The organism is Bradyrhizobium sp. YR681 (assembly GCF_000282615.1).
In the GTDB taxonomy this organism is placed as follows: Bacteria; Pseudomonadota; Alphaproteobacteria; order Rhizobiales; family Xanthobacteraceae; genus Bradyrhizobium.
In genome coordinates, this window is record NZ_AKIY01000230.1 from 25,379 (window position 1) to 42,481 (window position 17,103).

The 17,103-nt window shown below is 64.3% G+C and carries 13 protein-coding genes; 4 read left to right on the plus strand and 9 right to left on the minus strand.

What is annotated here, in order from left to right:
• Window positions 1-5: 5 nt before the first annotated feature.
• The 4 genes from PMI42_RS24750 to PMI42_RS24765 are packed head-to-tail and all read left to right on the plus strand — an operon-like array spanning window position 6 to window position 5,612.
• On the plus strand, window positions 6-1,229 hold the full coding sequence (locus PMI42_RS24750) for an ABC transporter ATP-binding protein (RefSeq protein WP_008139147.1): 1,224 nt from the start codon (window positions 6-8) through the stop codon (window positions 1,227-1,229).
• A 55-nt stretch (window positions 1,230-1,284) separates the two neighbouring features.
• Complete coding sequence (locus tag PMI42_RS24755; protein WP_008139149.1) at window positions 1,285-2,364, plus strand: ABC transporter substrate-binding protein; 1,080 nt, start codon at window positions 1,285-1,287, stop codon at window positions 2,362-2,364.
• A 35-nt stretch (window positions 2,365-2,399) separates the two neighbouring features.
• Entirely contained in the window at window positions 2,400-3,761 is a 1,362-nt protein-coding gene (locus PMI42_RS24760; RefSeq protein WP_008139153.1) for an LLM class flavin-dependent oxidoreductase, read from the plus strand.
• 45 nt (window positions 3,762-3,806) lie between these two features.
• Window positions 3,807-5,612, plus strand: a complete 1,806-nt coding sequence (locus tag PMI42_RS24765) for an ABC transporter permease subunit (protein ID WP_008139156.1) — start codon at window positions 3,807-3,809, stop codon at window positions 5,610-5,612.
• Between the two features lie 120 nt (window positions 5,613-5,732).
• Here PMI42_RS24765 and PMI42_RS24770 read toward each other — a convergent pair whose 3' ends face one another.
• The 9 genes from PMI42_RS24770 to PMI42_RS24810 form a co-directional block, all read right to left on the minus strand.
• Window positions 5,733-6,512 (minus strand): ABC transporter permease, encoded by a 780-nt coding sequence (locus PMI42_RS24770; RefSeq protein WP_008139157.1) that lies wholly within the window; start codon window positions 6,510-6,512, stop codon window positions 5,733-5,735.
• Window positions 6,509-7,324, minus strand: coding sequence for an ABC transporter permease (locus tag PMI42_RS24775; RefSeq protein ID WP_157195820.1), 816 nt, complete (start codon window positions 7,322-7,324; stop codon window positions 6,509-6,511). Before PMI42_RS24775 ends, PMI42_RS24770 begins: the two co-directional genes overlap by 4 nt.
• 85 nt (window positions 7,325-7,409) lie before the next feature.
• Window positions 7,410-8,522: an ABC transporter ATP-binding protein gene (locus PMI42_RS24780; RefSeq protein ID WP_240535284.1), complete on the minus strand. Its 1,113-nt coding sequence runs from the start codon at window positions 8,520-8,522 to the stop codon at window positions 7,410-7,412.
• Window positions 8,507-9,619: an ABC transporter substrate-binding protein gene (locus tag PMI42_RS24785; protein ID WP_008139166.1), complete on the minus strand. Its 1,113-nt coding sequence runs from the start codon at window positions 9,617-9,619 to the stop codon at window positions 8,507-8,509. The genes PMI42_RS24780 and PMI42_RS24785 overlap by 16 nt, the downstream gene beginning before the upstream one ends.
• 30 nt (window positions 9,620-9,649) lie before the next feature.
• Entirely contained in the window at window positions 9,650-10,966 is a 1,317-nt protein-coding gene (locus tag PMI42_RS24790; protein WP_008139167.1) for an NtaA/DmoA family FMN-dependent monooxygenase, read from the minus strand.
• Window positions 10,967-11,336: 370 nt separating this feature from the next.
• A complete protein-coding gene (locus PMI42_RS24795; protein ID WP_008139168.1) occupies window positions 11,337-12,740 on the minus strand; it encodes an FAD-dependent oxidoreductase in 1,404 nt (467 codons plus the stop codon).
• Window positions 12,737-13,348 carry a cysteine hydrolase family protein gene (locus PMI42_RS24800; RefSeq protein ID WP_008139169.1) on the minus strand — a complete coding sequence of 204 codons (612 nt, stop codon included), beginning with the start codon at window positions 13,346-13,348 and terminating at the stop codon, window positions 12,737-12,739. Before PMI42_RS24800 ends, PMI42_RS24795 begins: the two co-directional genes overlap by 4 nt.
• A complete protein-coding gene (locus PMI42_RS24805; RefSeq protein ID WP_008139170.1) occupies window positions 13,345-15,405 on the minus strand; it encodes a hydantoinase/oxoprolinase family protein in 2,061 nt (686 codons plus the stop codon). The genes PMI42_RS24800 and PMI42_RS24805 overlap by 4 nt, the downstream gene beginning before the upstream one ends.
• Window positions 15,402-17,093: a hydantoinase B/oxoprolinase family protein gene (locus PMI42_RS24810; protein ID WP_008139171.1), complete on the minus strand. Its 1,692-nt coding sequence runs from the start codon at window positions 17,091-17,093 to the stop codon at window positions 15,402-15,404. The genes PMI42_RS24805 and PMI42_RS24810 overlap by 4 nt, the downstream gene beginning before the upstream one ends.
• Window positions 17,094-17,103: the final 10 nt, after the last annotated feature.

Here is a 17,103-nt window from a genome sequence, read left to right on the forward strand (position 1 = left end):
CTGTAATGGACGCGATCCGCGCCGCTCCACCTCTCCGAAGCCGCCGCCGCAGCGACGTGTTTCGTATGTTGTGGCGATCGTCGCGCGACGCACAGGAGACGGCCGCCGGGCTCATCGTGCCGGATCACGCCTCGGCATCGATGCCGACCGGCCCGGCGGTATCGACGGTCAAGTTGCACGTTCGTGGCATCTCGAAGGCTTACGGCGACGCAACCGTGCTCGGCCCGGTCGAGTTGAAGGTGGTTGCCGGCGAGCTCCTTGCGGTACTCGGTCCATCCGGGTCCGGCAAGACGACGCTCCTCCAGATCGTCTGCGGTCTGGTCGAACCATCGGGCGGCCAGCTGATCATCGACGGCCGTGACGAGACCGACAATTCCGCGGACAAGCGTGACATCGGCGTGGTGTTTCAGAACTACGCACTGTTTCCTCACCTCACGGTCCGCGAGAACGTCGCATTCCCGTTGCAGATGCGGCGACTGCCGGCGGGCGAAATCAAGAGCCGGGCCGAAGCGACGCTCGCGATGGTCGGGCTGTCCGACTTCGCCAACCGCTTTCCCCGCGAGCTGTCCGGCGGCCAGCAGCAGCGCGTCGCGCTCGCGCGCTGCTTCGTCTATCGGCCGTCGCTGATCCTGATGGATGAATCCCTGTCCGCGCTCGACAAGAAACTCAGGGAAGACATGCGGATCGAGATCAAGCGGCTGCACCGCGAAACCGGCGCAACCATCATCTTCGTGACGCACGATCAGGAAGAGGCCCTCGCGCTGGCCGACCGCATTTGTCTGATGAACGAGGGCCGGATCGAGCAACTCGGCGCACCCGAGGATATCTACGAACGGCCGGCCAACGTCTTCGTCGCCGATTTCATCGGCGCATCCAACCTGATCCATGGCAGCATTGCTGCCAACGGATGCCTTGAGACACGCGATGGCGTCCTTCCGCTCCCGGACGGTTGCGATATGCAGCTCGGCCGACCGGCTGCGCTGGTGGTGCGCCCGGAAAAGCTCGTTCTTTGCGAGGGCGACGAGGCGCTGCTGAGCGGCCGTGTTCAGGAAAGCATCTATGCGGGCTCGGAGACGCGGCTTCTGGTCCGGCTCGCCAGCGGCACGCTGATCACCGCGCGTCGTGCAGCCGGCCTGCCACCGGTCGAAATCGGTGAAAACGTCTTTATCCGGTGGGACCGTAACCAGGCCCGGGTCCTCGAAAGCAGTCCATCAATGTCGGGCGCGTAACACCGCGCCATCACATCGTGTCCTTCCCGACCAGTGCATCACGGAGAGAACAGCAATGTCCGCCACCACGCCCATCTCACGACGAAAGCTTCTGAAAACAGCGGGCGTGGCCGCCACCGGCATCGCGCTGCCGGCGGTCTGGCCCGGACGGGCCGGTGCAGCCGAGCAGATCACCGTCGCCGACGTCGGCGGCGCCCCGGGCGCCGCGCTGCGCACCGCCTTCTATGATCCGTTCGAGAAGGCCACCGGCATCCGCGTCGAAGGTGTTGCCCACGAATCCGATCCGGTCACGCAGTTCAAGGTCATCGTCGACACGAACAGCAAGCTCTGGGACGTCTGCATGGTCACCCCCGACGACGTGCTGCGCCTGACCCAGGACAAGAACTATCTCGAGCCGCTCGAGATCACCAAGGGTCCGGATGACGAGCTGATTTCGGGCGCGCTGATGCCGAACTGGTTCGGCTTCTCGGCCTATGGCATCGTGATGGCCTACCGCACGGACGTTTACAAGAAGGAGGCCCCGACGGGCTGGGCCGACTTCTGGAACACGACCAAGTTTCCGGGACGCCGCGGCCTGTACCGCAATCCCAAGGGCGTGCTGGAATCGGCGTTGCTCGCCGATGGCGTGGCGCCGAAGGATCTCTACCCCCTCGACGTCGATCGCGCCTTCAAGATGATGGACAAGATCCGCTCCGAGGTCGCGGTGTGGTGGACCGCCGGCGCGCAGAACACCCAGATCCTGCAGAACGGCGAAGTCGACATGGCCGACACGTGGTCGGCCCGCGCCTTTGCCGCGATCGATTCCGGCGCTCCGGTCAACATCATCTGGAAGGGCCTCTACTCGATCGACGGCTGGTCGATTCCGCGGGGCACGACGAAGCTGAAACAGGCCCGCGAGTTCGTGAAATTCTCCATGCAGCCCGAGCGCCAGGCCGCCTATTCCAGCATCGTCGCCAATGGTCCGAGCAACCTCAAGGCTTACAAGTTCATCACGCCGGAACGCGCCAAGGTGCTTCCGACGCTGCCTGAAAATCTCGCCGGCCTCACCGTGCGCGACTATGCCTATTGGGGCAAGAACTACGCAGAGGTCTCGGAGCGCTTCCAGGAATGGCTCCTGATGGGCGGCAAGAAGTAGCGCCTGCGACGCGGGGAAAACATCGAGGGACGGTCATGAGCAAGAAGAAACAGATGGTGATCGGCGCGTTGGTGCATGCCAACGGATCGCACGCGGCATCCTGGTTGATGGACGAGGCGCGGCCGCACGCCTCGACCGACATCGACTACTACCGCGAGATGGCGCAACTCGCCGAACGCGGCAAGTTCGACTTCTTCTTCATCGCGGACACGCCGGCGGCGCGCACCGAGAATCTGAGAGCCTGGAGCCGGTCGCCGCTGTTCATGAACGTGCTGGAGCCGATCACGCTGCTTTCGGCCATTGCGGGGGCGACGACCCGCATCGGCCTTGGAGCCACCGCATCCACCAGCTTCTACGAACCCTATAATGTTGCGAGGCTGTTCGCCTCGCTGGACCACATCTCGCATGGCCGCGCCGCCTGGAACGTGGTGACCTCCGCCAACGACTACGCGGCGCGCAATTTCGGTCTCGAACGGCTGCCCCCGCACGCCGACCGCTACACCAAGGCGAAGGAGTTCCTCGAAGTCGTCGAAGCGCTCTGGGACACCTGGGAAGACGGCGCCTTCGTCTACGACAAGGAGACCTGCCAAAGCTTCCTGCCCGAGAAGCAGCATCTGGTCGACCACAAGGGCAAATACTTCACCGTGCATGGCGCGCTCAACATCGAGCGTTCGCCGCAGGGCCGCCCGGTCATCATCCAGGCCGGCGCGTCCGACACGGGCCGGGATTTCGCGGCCGAACATGCCGAAGTGGTGTTCGGTTCGAGCGGCAATCTCGACGCCGCCAAGGCCTTCTACAGCGATCTCAAGGCCCGAATGGTCAAGTTTGGCCGTCGGCCTGATGACTTGAAGATCGCATCGGGCATTTCGGTCGTGATCGGCGAGACCGAGCAGGAGGCACGCGACAAGCTCGATCGCTGGCAGGACCTGGTCCATCCCGACGTCGGCGTCTTGCGCCTCGGGCAAGACCTCGAAACCGACCTGTCGGATCTGCCGCTCGACGAGCCGGTGCCGGTCAGCCGGATTCCTGCGACGTCCAACCTCCACAAGGCCTATTTCGACGAGATCGCCGGCCTGATCCGGCAGGGCCTGACGTTGCGCGAGATCGCGCGCCGCTTCAATCGCGCCAAGGCGACGTTCTGCGGCACCGCGACCCAGGTGGCCGATCACATGGAAGCCTGGATCGACGCAGGCGCCTGCGACGGCTTCATGATCTCGTTCGTCGCACTGCCGAGCACGATGACCGACTTCGTCGAGAAGGTGGTCCCGGAGCTGCAGCGGCGCGAACGGTTCCGCCACGACTATGAAGGACGGACCCTCCGCGAGCACCTTGGCCTCGCGCGGCCCGAGAACCGCCACACCTCACTGGCGACGACGCCGCTTGCCAAGCGCGCATAGACCGGGATGACCGCGCTGCGACGGACCGAACGAGGACATTGAAAGATGGCCGAGACGACGTCTCTCGGAGTTGCCGAGCATCCGCGCACCAAGGCGCGCAAGCTCAAGCTCGATCCGCTGTGGCTGGCGCTGCCTGGCCTCGGTTTCCTGGCCTTGTTCCTGGTCTGGCCGACCGCGCAGATGTTGTCCGTGAGCGTGATTGACAAGGTCACGGGCGCACTGACCTTCGCACCGTTCCTGCGCATCTGGAACGGCGGCCCCTATCTCACCGTGCTCTCGACGACATTCCAGGTCGCGTGCTGGACCACGATGTTCTGCCTGGTGCTGGGTTATCCCCTCGCCTATTGGCTGTCGCAAAAGCCGCCCCGGCAGCAGCGTATCGCCGCGCTGTTCGTGCTGCTGCCGTTCTGGACCAGCGCGCTGATCAAGAACTTTTCCTGGCTGGTGCTGCTCGGGCGCAACGGGATCATGGCGAAGACCATGGCCGCGATCGGCCTGAAGGGCGGAGATCAATTGCTGTTCGGGCGCACCACCGTCATCTTCGCCATGGTGCACACGCTGCTGCCGCTGGCGGTCGTCACGATGCTGCCGGTCATGAACCAGATCGATCGCCGCCTGACGATGGCGGCATCGACGCTCGGCGCCAACGGCGCGCGCGCATTCTGGCAGGTGTTCTTCCAACCCTCGGTGCGCGGCGTCGCTTCGGCTGGGCTCCTGGTTCTCGTTGCCTCGCTCGGCTTCTTCATCACGCCGGCGCTCGTCGGCGGCGCCAGGGACACCATGATCGGGCAGCTCATCATCCTGCAGATCAACGAACTGCAGAATTGGCAGCTCGGCAGCGCGCTCGCCGCGATTCTCCTGGTCTCGACCATCACGATCTGCTTCATCTATGACCGCATCTTCGACCTGTCGGCGGTGACGACAGGCAGCGGCCGGACGACAAAAGCCGACGGCCCGGTGCGCCGTGCCGGGCTTGCCATCGTCAACGCCGCCGGGCTGGTTTTCGGCGCGATCGAGGAGGCCTGGAAGCGCAATATTCGCGGCCTGCGCGGGCGCGTCCTGCTCTCGGTCTATGCCTGGGTCATGATCGCCCTGCTGCTGGCACCGATCATCGCCTTTGTGCCGATGGCCTTCACCGGCTCGAGCTTTCTGTCGTTTCCACCTCCCAATTGGAGCGCGCGCTGGTTCGAGCAGTTCTTCGCCTCCCCGCTCTGGCTCGGCGCCATAACCCGTTCATTCGGCATCGGGTTCGCGGCTGCGGCCATCACGCTGCTGATCGCATCGATGGCGGCCTATGGCGTGGCCAGGACTCGCAGCCGACTTGGCGGCATCGCATTCTTGCTCTGCCTCTCGCCAATGATGGTCCCATCCATCGTCATCGCGATCGCGCTGTTCTATCTGTTCGCGAGGATGGGGCTGGTGGCGAGCAACATCGGCATCACCATCGGTCACACGATTATCGCCATGCCGGTGGTGTTCATGATCATGCTGGCGACCTTCAAGGGCTACGACTGGAAGCTTGACGCGGCGGCCTCGACGCTCGGCGCCGGACGGCTGCGCACCTTCTGGCGCATCACCTTGCCGCTCGTGGCAGGTGGCCTCGCCGTCGGCTTCGTAACCGGTTTCCTGCAATCGTTCGAGGAACTGACGATCGCGCTGTTCGTCGGCGGCGGGATCAAGACGACCTTGCCGAAGCAGATGTGGGATGGAATCCTGCTCCAGGTCAGCCCCGTCATCGCCGCAGCATCCGTCGTTGTCCTCATTGTCGTGATCGTCATGTTTGCGATCATCGAAGTGCTTCAGGCGCGCCGGTCGCGCTCTTCCGGCTCAGTCGGCGCCGGCGGTTCCTGAGGGGCTGCACAACGCACACTGCAAAGCGCCGCAAAGATTCCCGTGTACGCCTTGCTCGGTCGCCAGAACTAACCTGCACATCCGGCCAAATCGCACGCGGCGTCTCGGCTGGACCAAAGGTCAGGCGGCCGCTCGTTTTCCAAGGAGGTGGGCGCAGCCCATCAACACGACCGTCAGCACGATGGTCAGGGTTGAAACCGCCGCGATGGTTGGCTCGATCTGATAGAGCAAATCGTCCCACATGCGGCGCGGCAGCGTGACCGCGCCGGAGCCGGATATGAACAGCGCAACGACCAGCTCATCGAACGACGTGATGAAGGCGAACAGGGCGCCGACCAGAACGCCGGGGCGGATCAGCGGCAGCGTGATCTGGAAAAAAGCGCCGATGGGTGTAGCGCCGAGGCTCAGCGCCGCCTGCTCCAGGCGGGGGTCGATGCCCGCGAGGCTGGCGTTCACGCTGGTGACGACGAAGGGCACCGCAAGACAGGTATGGGCGAAGATCAGGCCGGCCGGCGTGCCGACCAAGCCGTAGCGCGCGAAGGCGTAGTAGATGCCGATGGCCACGACGATCACCGGCACGATCAACGGCGACAGGATCAGCGCCGAGGCCAGAACGCGGAGTGCTTTGGGCAGGCGGGCGATGCCAAGCGCTGCCAGCGTTCCGAGCAGCGTCGCCAGCACGACCACGGCGGCTGCGACCCAGAGGCTGAGCCATGTCGAGCGCAACCAATCGTCGCTGCCGAAATAGACACTGTACCAGCGCAACCCGAACGCTGGCGGTGGAAACGTCAGGTAGGTCGCCGAAGAAAACGAGACCACCATCACGACGACGATGGGCAAGGCGAGGAACAGGAGGATGAGGCCCACGAGCATCGCCGGCAGCGCGCGGGCGACTGTCATCGTGCGCTCGCTCGGAGCGTATGGCCGACACCAGGCAGCCGATAGAAAACCGCGATGATGGCGAGCGCCGTTGCCAGCAGCAGGACCGACAGGGTCGCTGCATAGGCCCAGTTGAGCTGATCGACCTGTTGGGCGATCAGCATCGATAGCGTGATCTCGCGCGTGCCGCCGACCATGGCCGGCGTGATGTAGAAGCCCAGCGCCAGCACGAATACCAGCAGCACGCCGGCGGCGACGCCCGGCATGGAGAGCGGCAGCGTTATCTGCCGAAAGGTCGCCCACGGCGTGGCGCCCAGCCCGGACGCCGCGCGCGCCAGCGACGGATCGATCTGTCGGAGCGCATTGGCGATCGGGAGAACCATGTAGGGCAGCAGGATGTGAACCATCGCGATCTGGGTCGCCAGCGGCGTATTGAGGATGCGCAACGGCCGGTCGATCATGCCTGCCGCGAGCAGCGCCTCATTGATGAGGCCGTGCCGGCCCAACAGCACCATCCAGGCGTAGCTGCGGACCAACACGCTGGTCCAGAATGGCAGCAGGACCAGAAACAGGATCAGCGGCGCGTAGCGCGGCGCGCGCACCAGCGAGAGAGCGACGGGATAGCCCAGCAGCAGCGCCCCCGCCGTGACGGTCAACGACGTGTAAAGCGTGTTCGAGAAGACTTTCAGGAACACCGTGTCGCCCGGCAGGGAGGCATAATGCGACAGCGTCCAGCTGGGATCGTTGACGCTGCGCATCAACATCGACAGCACCGGCAATGCATAGAACACGAGCATGAACAGCAGAAGCGGTGCCGCCAGCAGCAGCGGCATGACCGGCCGCCAGGACAACCGCCAGGGCAGCCGCACGCCGCTCTGCCGCCCGGCGGCCAGTCCTTCGAAACGGATTTCGACCCCCTCAGACAAGGATCGTATCCGCGACCGACCAGGCGATCTCCGTCCGCTCGCCGACCGCGCGGCGCCGGATCGCCGCACTCGACGGTTCTTTCAACACCATCGCGGTACCGTCGCGTGCCTGCAACATGTAGCGGCAGCGTTCGCCGGCAAACACCGCCTCGGTCACGGTGACGCTGAGACGGTTCTGCGGCGCGGTCGAAGCAAAGGCGCCGTCGGCGAAGCGGATACGCTCAGGACGCGTCGTCAGCATGACCTTCTCGCCGGTGGCGGGCCGGCCCGGACACAAGGCACGGACGATGGACCCTTCGCACTCGGCCACCACGATATCGTCCTCGACGCCGCGCACGATGGCCGGGAGGAAATTCGACTCGCCGAGGAAGGAGGCGACGAAACGGCTGCCCGGCCGGTCATACAGATCCTCGGGCCGTCCGACCTGCGCCACCAGTCCTCCATTCATGACGGCGATACGGTCCGACATGGTGAGAGCCTCCTCCTGGTCGTGGGTGACATAAATGAAGGTGATGCCAAGTTCGGCGTGAAGGCGGCGCATCTCCAGTTGCAGATTCTCGCGGAGCTGCTTGTCGAGCGCGCCCAGGGGTTCGTCCATCAGAAGAAGGCGCGGCTTGAACACGATGGCGCGCGCGAGCGCGACCCGCTGTTGCTGGCCACCGGACAATTGGCGCGGGTAGCGCTCGCCATGGTCGGGCAATTGCATCAGCGCCAGCGCCTCGCGGACCAGCTTTTCCCGCTCGGCCTTGCCCACGCCGCGCTGCTTGAGCGGAAATCCGATATTGTCGGCTGCGGTGAGATGAGGAAACAGAGCGTAGTTCTGGAACACCATGCCGATGTTGCGGCGATAGGGCGGCATGGCGACGACCGACTTCCCGTCGATGGCGATGTCGCCGCCGGTCGGCGTCTCGAAGCCGGCGATCATCATCAAGGTCGTCGACTTGCCGGATCCGCTCGGTCCCAGCAGCGTCAGGAACTCGCCGGAGAGAATATCCAGCGAAACGCCGGCGACCGCCGCCACGCGATCATAGCGCCGTTCCAGGTTGCTGAGCGATACCGACGCGCCGCGGCCAGCCCCGGTCATCGTCGTCAGCTCAGCAGCCATTTGTTGAAGCGACCAACAACCGTGTCGCGATTGTCGATCCACCAATCATAGTCATAGTTCACGAGCTGCGATTTGATGGCGGGGGCGCTGGGCAGCACGGCCAGCCGTTCCGGCGGGATGTAGTCGTTCGACTTGGCGTTGACCTGACCATAGGGGATTCCGAAGGCGATGCGCGCCTGGGGGATCGCCATGGTCGAATAGGCTACGAACTTCATCGCATTCGTGGCGTTCTTGGCGCCCTTGGGGATGCCCCAGGCGTCGCGCTTCATCAGCCCCTGATTCCAGCATATTGCGGCGGGAACGTTCGCCGCCTGCAGCGCAGCCATGCGACCGTTCCAGACGGTTGTCATGGCGACCTCGCGGTCGGTCAGAAGCTGGACCGGCACCGCGCCCGTGTCCCACCATTTGACGACCGCCTTCTTGATCCCCTCGTAGCTTGCGAAAGCCTTGTCGATATCGAGCGGATAGAGCTTGTCGGCCGGCACGCCGGCCGCCATCAGGGCGAATTCCATCTCGGGCCAGCCGCCGGCGCCGGTGCCGCCCATGGCCCGGTCGCCGGGAAATTTCTTGGTGTCCCAGAAGTCTGCCCAGCCTTTGGGCGCGGCGCCCTTGAAGGCGTCGGTCCGATAGCCCATCACCTGCGCCCACACCAGCATCTCGAGGCCGTATTCGAAGCGGTAGGCGGCGCCGACACCGTCGTCGATCAGGGAATAGTCGATCTTCTCGAAGTAGTCGCCTTGCTTCTGCAGGTTCATGATCGAGCCGCGGCTGAGCTGGGCGATGTCCCATTCGACGTTGCCGGTCTCGACCATGGCCTTGATCTTGGTCGGGTTGGTGCCGGGAAAGGCATGCACCTTGATGCCGGACAACCTCTCGAACGGCTCGAAATAAGCCTTTTGCTGGGTCTCCTGCATCGTGCCGCCGAAGGTGGCGATGCGAACCTCGCCGCTGCCCTTCAGGATGTCGGGGATCGTGGTCTGCTCCGGCCACGCGGCCTCGGCGTGACCAGGGCGGATGAACGGCGCCGCAAGGCCTGCGCCCAGCAGACCGATTGCCGTGCGGCGGTTGAATTTGGTCGGAGAACGATGATCGCGCATGACGGCTTTCTGCCTTCCTGCTTGGGGTGATCAGTACGCCAGAAGATTGTCGCGGAAGTGCTTGTGCTCGTAGGCCTTGCGCATCAGGCCGCGATCCTGCAGCGCCGGCACCAGCCCGTCCTCGATCTCGGCGAGTGTGCGGCGGTTGACGTTGGGCATCGAGAAAAGGAATCCGTCGCCGCCGACGTCCTGCATCACCTCGCCCATCTGTGCGGCGACGGCGTCGGGTGTGCCGCAGAGCTCGACCGACAGGTCGACCGCATTGAAGCTCGCCATCGTCTCCCGGATCGAGCGCCCTTTCGCCATCAGGCGGTACTGCTCGAGATTCTGCTGATGGCCGTTGGTGGTCACATCGTCGGGCAGCGGCTTTTCGAGATCGAACTTGCCGAAGTCGATATTGGTCACCTTGCCGAAATGCGCGAGCCGCTCGTCGATGCGTTCCATCGCGATGGCGGCCCGCCTCTTCTTGCGCTCCTGGGCATCCTGCATGGTGTCGCCGAGGATCGGGTTGATGAGATAGAGCACCTTGCAATCGGAGGGTTTGCGGCCGCATGCGATCATGTGCTTGTGGACGTCGTCGCGGTAGGAACGCATCGCCTCGATGCCCTTGACGTGGACCACGATGGTGTCGGCATGGGCGGCGGCGAATTTGCGTCCGCGCGGCGAGCCGCCGGCCTGGGCGATCACGGGTCGGCCCTGCGGCGCCGGCCCCGAGTTGAGCGGACCGCGCGTCTTGTAATACTTGCCGCTGTAATTGACGGCGTGCACCTTGCTGTGATCGACCAGCACGCCGCTCTTGCGGTCGGCGATGATGGCGCCCGGCTCCCACGAATCCCACAGGCCGTTGCAGACCTCCATGTATTCGTCAGCCATGTCATAGCGCAGATCGTGCTCCGGCATGCCCGGCATGCCGAAGTTCATGGCCGCGAAGTCCGAACTGCCGGTGACGGCATTCCAGCCGATGCGCCCGCCCGACACCTGGTCGAGCGTCGCCACCAGGCGGGAGAGCAGATAGGGATGGTAGGCGTATGTTCCAAAAGTAGGCACGATGCCGATGCGCGATGTCACCTGCGTCATCAGCGCCGCCACCACTGACGGATCCTGACGCGGCACCGCGATGCCGTTCTTGAGATAGATGTCGGTCGAGCCACCGAAGCTCTCGCCGACATAGGACGAATCTTCGAGCAGGATGTAGTCGAAGCAGGCGCGCTCGAGCGCACGCGCCGCGTTCAGGAACAGCTCAGGCTCCATCCAGGTCTGGCCGATATGTCCGGTCCAGGATTCGCCCCAGGCCTGCACGCTCGATCCCTGAAGGAACCAGGCCAAGTGAAATGGTTTGGTGGGCATCTCGGCTCCATAACCACGATCAAGTTGCGGGATCGACCGAATGAACTAAGCAAGTACTGTGCCGACCTCCTACGCGCTGTCGTCGTGGAGGCTGGTAACAGCACTCCGGTCATGCCTGGAGAAGCGGTCCGTCCCGATCGCTTCGGGTCGCTTTTGGCGCCCGTGCGTGCTGAAAACTTAAGCTCGGGCATACGTCGAGAAGAAATTGCACGCGACAAGGGCGACCGAGACCGCGATCGCTTCTCCCCACGCAACGCCAATCTGCGATATTTCCTTCGATCGTTCGCGTGAAACCCGGAAGGCTTGTCGAACGGAAGGTTCAAATCGCGGAAGCGCAACCACCGCGTTGTCAACGCTGCGGGCCTGACGTCTAACGAAGGCGGCTGCAGATTTTCGCAGCAGAGATGCCGGCAATGCGACCCAGCACCGTCGCCGTCAGCAGGCCATTGCCCGAAAGATATCCGCTGGCCTGCGCCCCGGAAACTCCGGCCGCCGCGCCACCCGCGGCGAAAAGGTTGGGCAATGGGTGGGCATCCCGGTCGAGCACGCGCGCGTGGCGATCGACGGCAAGACCTCCCTGGGTGTGAAAAAGCGCACCCGTCACACGAACGGCCTTGAAGGGCGGCAACAGCGGCGCGACGCCGGCAAAACTCCGCCCGAATGCGTCGGCGTCGCCACTTTGCTTGAGACCTGCGACCGCTGCGAAAGTTTCCCCAAGGGCATCGGCCGGCAATTTAAGACGCACTGCCAACGCCTCGATGCTGTCAGCCTCGATCACCGCGCCGCTCGCCTCGGCGCGCCTGAAATCCTCGAACTGGCGTGCGACGGTCGCAATTCGCTCATCAAAAACACTGAATGCAATCGACTCCGGCTCGGCAATGACCGCAGCCGCCTGCTCGGAATAGCCGAGGCTCTCGTTCGAGAAGCGTCGGCCGTTTGTGTTGACCTGAAAGCCCCCTTCCATGATCGTGGCCCAGGTAATCAGAATGCCATGGGGATGTGCCACCGATCCGTGGCCCTGGTAGCCGGACATATGGAGGAGTTTTGCACCCAGCGCCTCGCCCCAGAGCGCGGCATCGCCGCGATTGCCCGGATGGCCGAAATAGAGCGCGCCCTGCATCTCCGGGATGTGTTGCGCAACCAACGCCGGATTGCCGCCATATCCGTTGCAGGCGAGGATCAAGGTATCGCACCCGATCGCGTCCCGCGTTCCATCCGGTCGCGTTATCTCAAGTCCGTGAATGCGACGCTCGGCATCGCCAAAGAGCCCGGTGACGGCCGCTTGCACCATCAACGGCAAGCCAGCCTCCTCGACCGCTTGCCGCAGACGATCGATCAACTCGGCGCCGGATCGGCTCGGCAGACCATGCATCCGGCGCGCCGCATGGCCCGGATAGTCGAAATCATGCACCACGGAAAATGGCAGGCCATGGCGATCGGCAAGCCATTCGACCGTAGGACCAGACTGCGCTGCGACGAGATCGACGATCGCATCATCGGCCTCTCCATGTGCCTTCTTGCGGATATCAGCAGCAAAGAGCTCCGGCGTATCGACGATGCCGTGCAATTTCTGAAACCGCGTTTCCGCAGCCGGTATCAGCCCGGCCGATAAAGCGGTCGAACCGCGCGGAAGGGGATCGCGCTCGAAAATCGCGACCTCCGCGCCGGCCTCGTGGGCAGCGAGCGCGGCGCAAAGACCTGCCGCCCCGCCCCCGACGACAAGAACCGAAATAGTTGTCTCGAAACCCTCGGACGGAACCGGCTTGATGGTCACCGCTTCGTCTCCGCCAGCATGTCGGCGATGGTTGCCACCCGGGCAACCGGCTTCAATGCCGCGATGGCGGTCTGGTGGGTGGCATCGTCGAAGGCGGCACAGCCGTCGGATAGCACGACGGCTTCGATATCCCGCACATGCGCATCGCGCACCGTCGACGCCACGCCACCATTGGTGACGATGCCGCCGACGACCAGCCTGTCGATTGAAAACTTCCGCAGCAGCCATTCAAGCCGCGTCATGTAGAACGCCGAATAGGCGATCTTCTCGATCTGCAGGTCCGAAGGCGCCAATTCATCGACAAGCGCGTGGCCCCAACTGCCCGGCGCGAAATCGCCCTTGCACAGGAATGGTCGCAGCGCTTTCAGATGCGGCGAGATCAGCGGTTCGCCATCTTTGCCGGGGACCAGCGTAAAATGCGTCGAGATGATCCAGCCACCCGCAGCGCGAAAGACGTCAGCGAGCGGCTTCAGCCGCGAAGGCAGCGCTGCAATCGAAGCGGCGCCCTGCCCGCCTCGCGCGTAGGCGCCGTCGGGATGCAGGAAATCGTTCTGCAGATCGACGATCAGCAATGCCGTGCGCGTTACCGGAATCGGATCACCACTCATGCCGATTGCCTTTCGATGATGATGTTGCCGAGCGCATCCACGCGCGCAACAAGACCAGGTTCAACCACGGTGGTGGCGTCGCCTTGCTCCAGGATCGCCGGTCCGGAAATCACCGCGCCGACCGGCAGTTCGAGCCGCGACCAGATCGAGGTGCGATGCCAGGCGCCGTCGAACCAGACATTGCGGTCCTCGAGCTTCGCCTTGTCGATCGATGCATCGGCAGACGGTGCCAGTGCGGCGAGGTCGAAATGCGGCCGCCGGCCGATGGCGGCGGTGCGCAGCGTAACGATCTTGACCGGAATGCCGGGCAATTTGCGACTGAACTGCGCCTGGTAGGAAGCCTCAAAGGCCTGCCTGATCATCCCGGCATCGATACCGGTGGTGGTGTCGCCGAAAGTGACCGGCAGCGTCACCCCGATGGTATGGGTTTGCCCGACATAATGCATATCGAGTTCGTAGATCACATCTATGCGGTCGACCTGGACGCCCGCCGATGCGACCACGGCATGCGCCGCCTTGCCTTCCGCGATCATCCGCTGGTCCAGCCTCGTTGCGTCGAGACCTTCCAGCATCAAATTGACGGTCTGCACCTGGTCATGCCGGAGATCGGCGATGACGCAGCCGAGCGCCGACGTGATGCCCGGAAAGCGCGGAACCAAAGCCAGCTTCAGCCCCACCTCGCGCAGCAGCGCGCCCGCATGCAGCGCGCCGCCGCCACCGAACGGCATGATGGCGAAATTGCCGGGGTCATGACCGCGTTCGATCGACACCAGCCGGATCGCGCCGGCCATGCGCGCATTGGCGATCCGCACGATGGCCTCCGCGGCCGCCATCGCATCCAGCCCCAGCGGATCCCCGACATGGCGAAGAATTGCCGCTTTCGCCGCCTCGACATCCAATCGCGCGAGCTTGCCCCCGATCGGCCTCTCGGCGTTGATGCGGCCGAGCACCACATTGGCATCGGTCAGTGTCGGCCGATCATTGCCTGCCCCGTAGCTGACCGGCCCCGGCACCGAGCCGGCGCTCTCCGGACCGACCTGCAGCAATCCACCGCGATCGACATGCGCGATCGAACCACCGCCGGCGCCGATCGTCGTGATCTCGATCATCGGCGTGCGGATCACCAATCCGAAATCAATCGTGGTCTGCGCCGCAAGCGAGGCCTGGCCGCCGGCGATCAGGGACACGTCGAAAGAGGTGCCGCCGAGATCGCCGGTGATGACATTGTCAAAACCGGCGGCGCGGGCAATGGCCCCGGCAGCGATCACGCCGGCGGCGGGGCCGGACAGCGCGGTGCGCACCGGGAATTTTCGTGCCATCGCCGTCGACATGACGCCGCCATTCGACTGCACGATGTGAAACTGCCCTTTGAAGCCTTCACCGCTCAGAGCATCCTGCAGTCTGCCGAGATACCGGCCGACCAGCGGCTGCAGATAGGCATTGAGCGCCGTCGTGGAGGTTCGTTCGAACTCCCGGATCTCGGGCAGGATTTCGCTGGAAGCAACCACGTCGTCATTGGGCCAGACCGCGCGTGCGGCAGCGAGCGCAGCGCGTTCATTGGCCGGATTGGCATAGGCGTTGATGAAGACGATCGCGAGCGCCTCGGCTCCGGCCGCCAGCAATTTGCGCGCCTGCGCCTGAATTTCCGCGGGATCGACGGCCGTGCGAATGCTGCCGTCAGCCAATACCCGCTCGTCGACTTCAAGGCGCATGTCGCGATCGACCACCGGCACAAAATCGCCCCACAGGCCCCAGGTATGCGGCCGGTCGCGACGGCGCATTTCCAGCACATCGCGGAATCCCGCGGTCGTGATCAGGCCGATGCGTGCTCCCTTGCGCTCCAGCAAGGCGTTGGTACCGACCGTCGTGCCATGCACGATCGCGCCGAAGTTGCTGATCTGCCCGAGGACCTTAAGACCGAGCAGAAACCCTTCAGCCTCGTTGCCACGCTGCGAGGGCACCTTGGCGGTGCGAAATTGCGCGCGGTCCTGGTCATAGAAGAACAGATCGGTAAACGTTCCGCCGACATCGACACCAATGATCGAGGAGCCGCTCATGACTTCACTCCGAACGCCACGGCATCCGTGCTGATATAGCCAAGGCGAAGGTCGCGCTCGACCTTTGCCGGATCGCGACTGACAGCCGGACCGAATCCGCCGCCGCCGGGCGTTTCAAGCCGGACCCGCTGTCCCTTGGCGATCTTCACGTCGGTAATCTTTGACGCCAGCGGCGGTGACGACTTGCCGCCCGGCGTGTCGAAGACGAAGCGGTTCAGGGCCGCCGCGCCGCCGCCATTGACGCCGAACGGCGCGAACTTGCCCCGCTCGCCCAGCAGGAACACGTCGGCACCGGTCTCGCCGAGGGCTTCGATCTCGTAGATGGCGCCGAGGCCGCCGCGATGCTGGCCGATCCCGGCGCTGTCCGGACGCAGCGCCCATTGCGTGAACATGACGGGATAGGAAGCTTCCAGGATCTCGACGGGCGGAATCGTCGCCATCGAGATCGGATTGTTGCCGTGGTTCAATCCATCGCTGAGGGGGTTGCCGCCGAGCCCGCCGCCGAAAAACGAGAACATCACCCAGCGCGAACCGTCATTGCGATACCCCGCGAGCGACAAGGCGTTGATGGTGCCGAACGGCGCCGCCATGGCGCGATCCGGCGCGGCGATGGCGATAGCGCCAAACACGACGCCGATGACGCGCAGGATGGTTTCGGTGTAGCCGCCGACCGGACGCGGCGCCTTGACGCCGAGCAGGGTCGTCTCAGGAATGATGAAGGTGATCGGCTCGAGACAACCGGCATTGGCGGGCACGTCGGTAAAGACGTGCTTGAGCGCCACGTAACAGCAGGCGGCGGCGGTCGCATAGGCGATGTTGAGCGGGCCGGCGCAGGGCGGTGACGACCGGGAGAAATCCAGCACCATGGTCTCGCCGGCGATGGTGAGATCAAGCGCGATCTTCAGCGGCTCGTCGGCGACGCCGTCATTGTCGAGAAAGTCCTCGAAACTGTAGACACCGTCGGGCAGGGCGCGGAGATTCTCGCGCATCAACGCCGACGCCCTGCGGGTGAAGACATCAAGCGCCGCCGAAATCGTGTCCTCGCCGTAGTCGTCGAGCAGGCTGGCAAGGCGGCGTTCGCCGAGCGCCAGAGCATTGAGCTGCCCGTTCAGATCGCCGAAATTCGATGTCGGCACGCGGCTGTTGGCGGCAAGGATATCGATCATGTCTTCGTTGATCACGCCGGCGCGGAACAGTTTTATCGGCGGAAACCGCACACCCTCCTGAAAGCTTTCGGTGGCGCGAGAATTGAAGCCGCCAGGTACATTGCCTCCGATGTCCAGCCAATGGCCAACCGAGGCGATCCAGCAGAACACCCGATCGTTGCGGTAGATCGGCCGGACCAGCCGGAAGTCGTTGAGATGCGTGCCACCCTCATAGGGGTCGTTGAACAGGAATGTATCGCCGGGCTGCAGATGATCACGGCCGGAGGCGGCATCGCGCGCGACCTTGTCGATCACCGCTTTGACGGCAAAAGCCATCGCGCCGACAAAGATCGGCAGGCCGGTGGTCCCTTGAACCAGGGTCGCGCCGGTCTCGGCGTGATAGAGACCATGACAGGCATCGCGGGCCTCGGCGATGATGGGATTGAAGGCCGAACGATAGAGCGTGGCGTCCATCTCGTCGGCAATCTGCTCGAGGCGCCCCTTGAGCACAGCCAGGGTTACGGGGTCGATCGTCTTGGTCATCTGTGCCGCC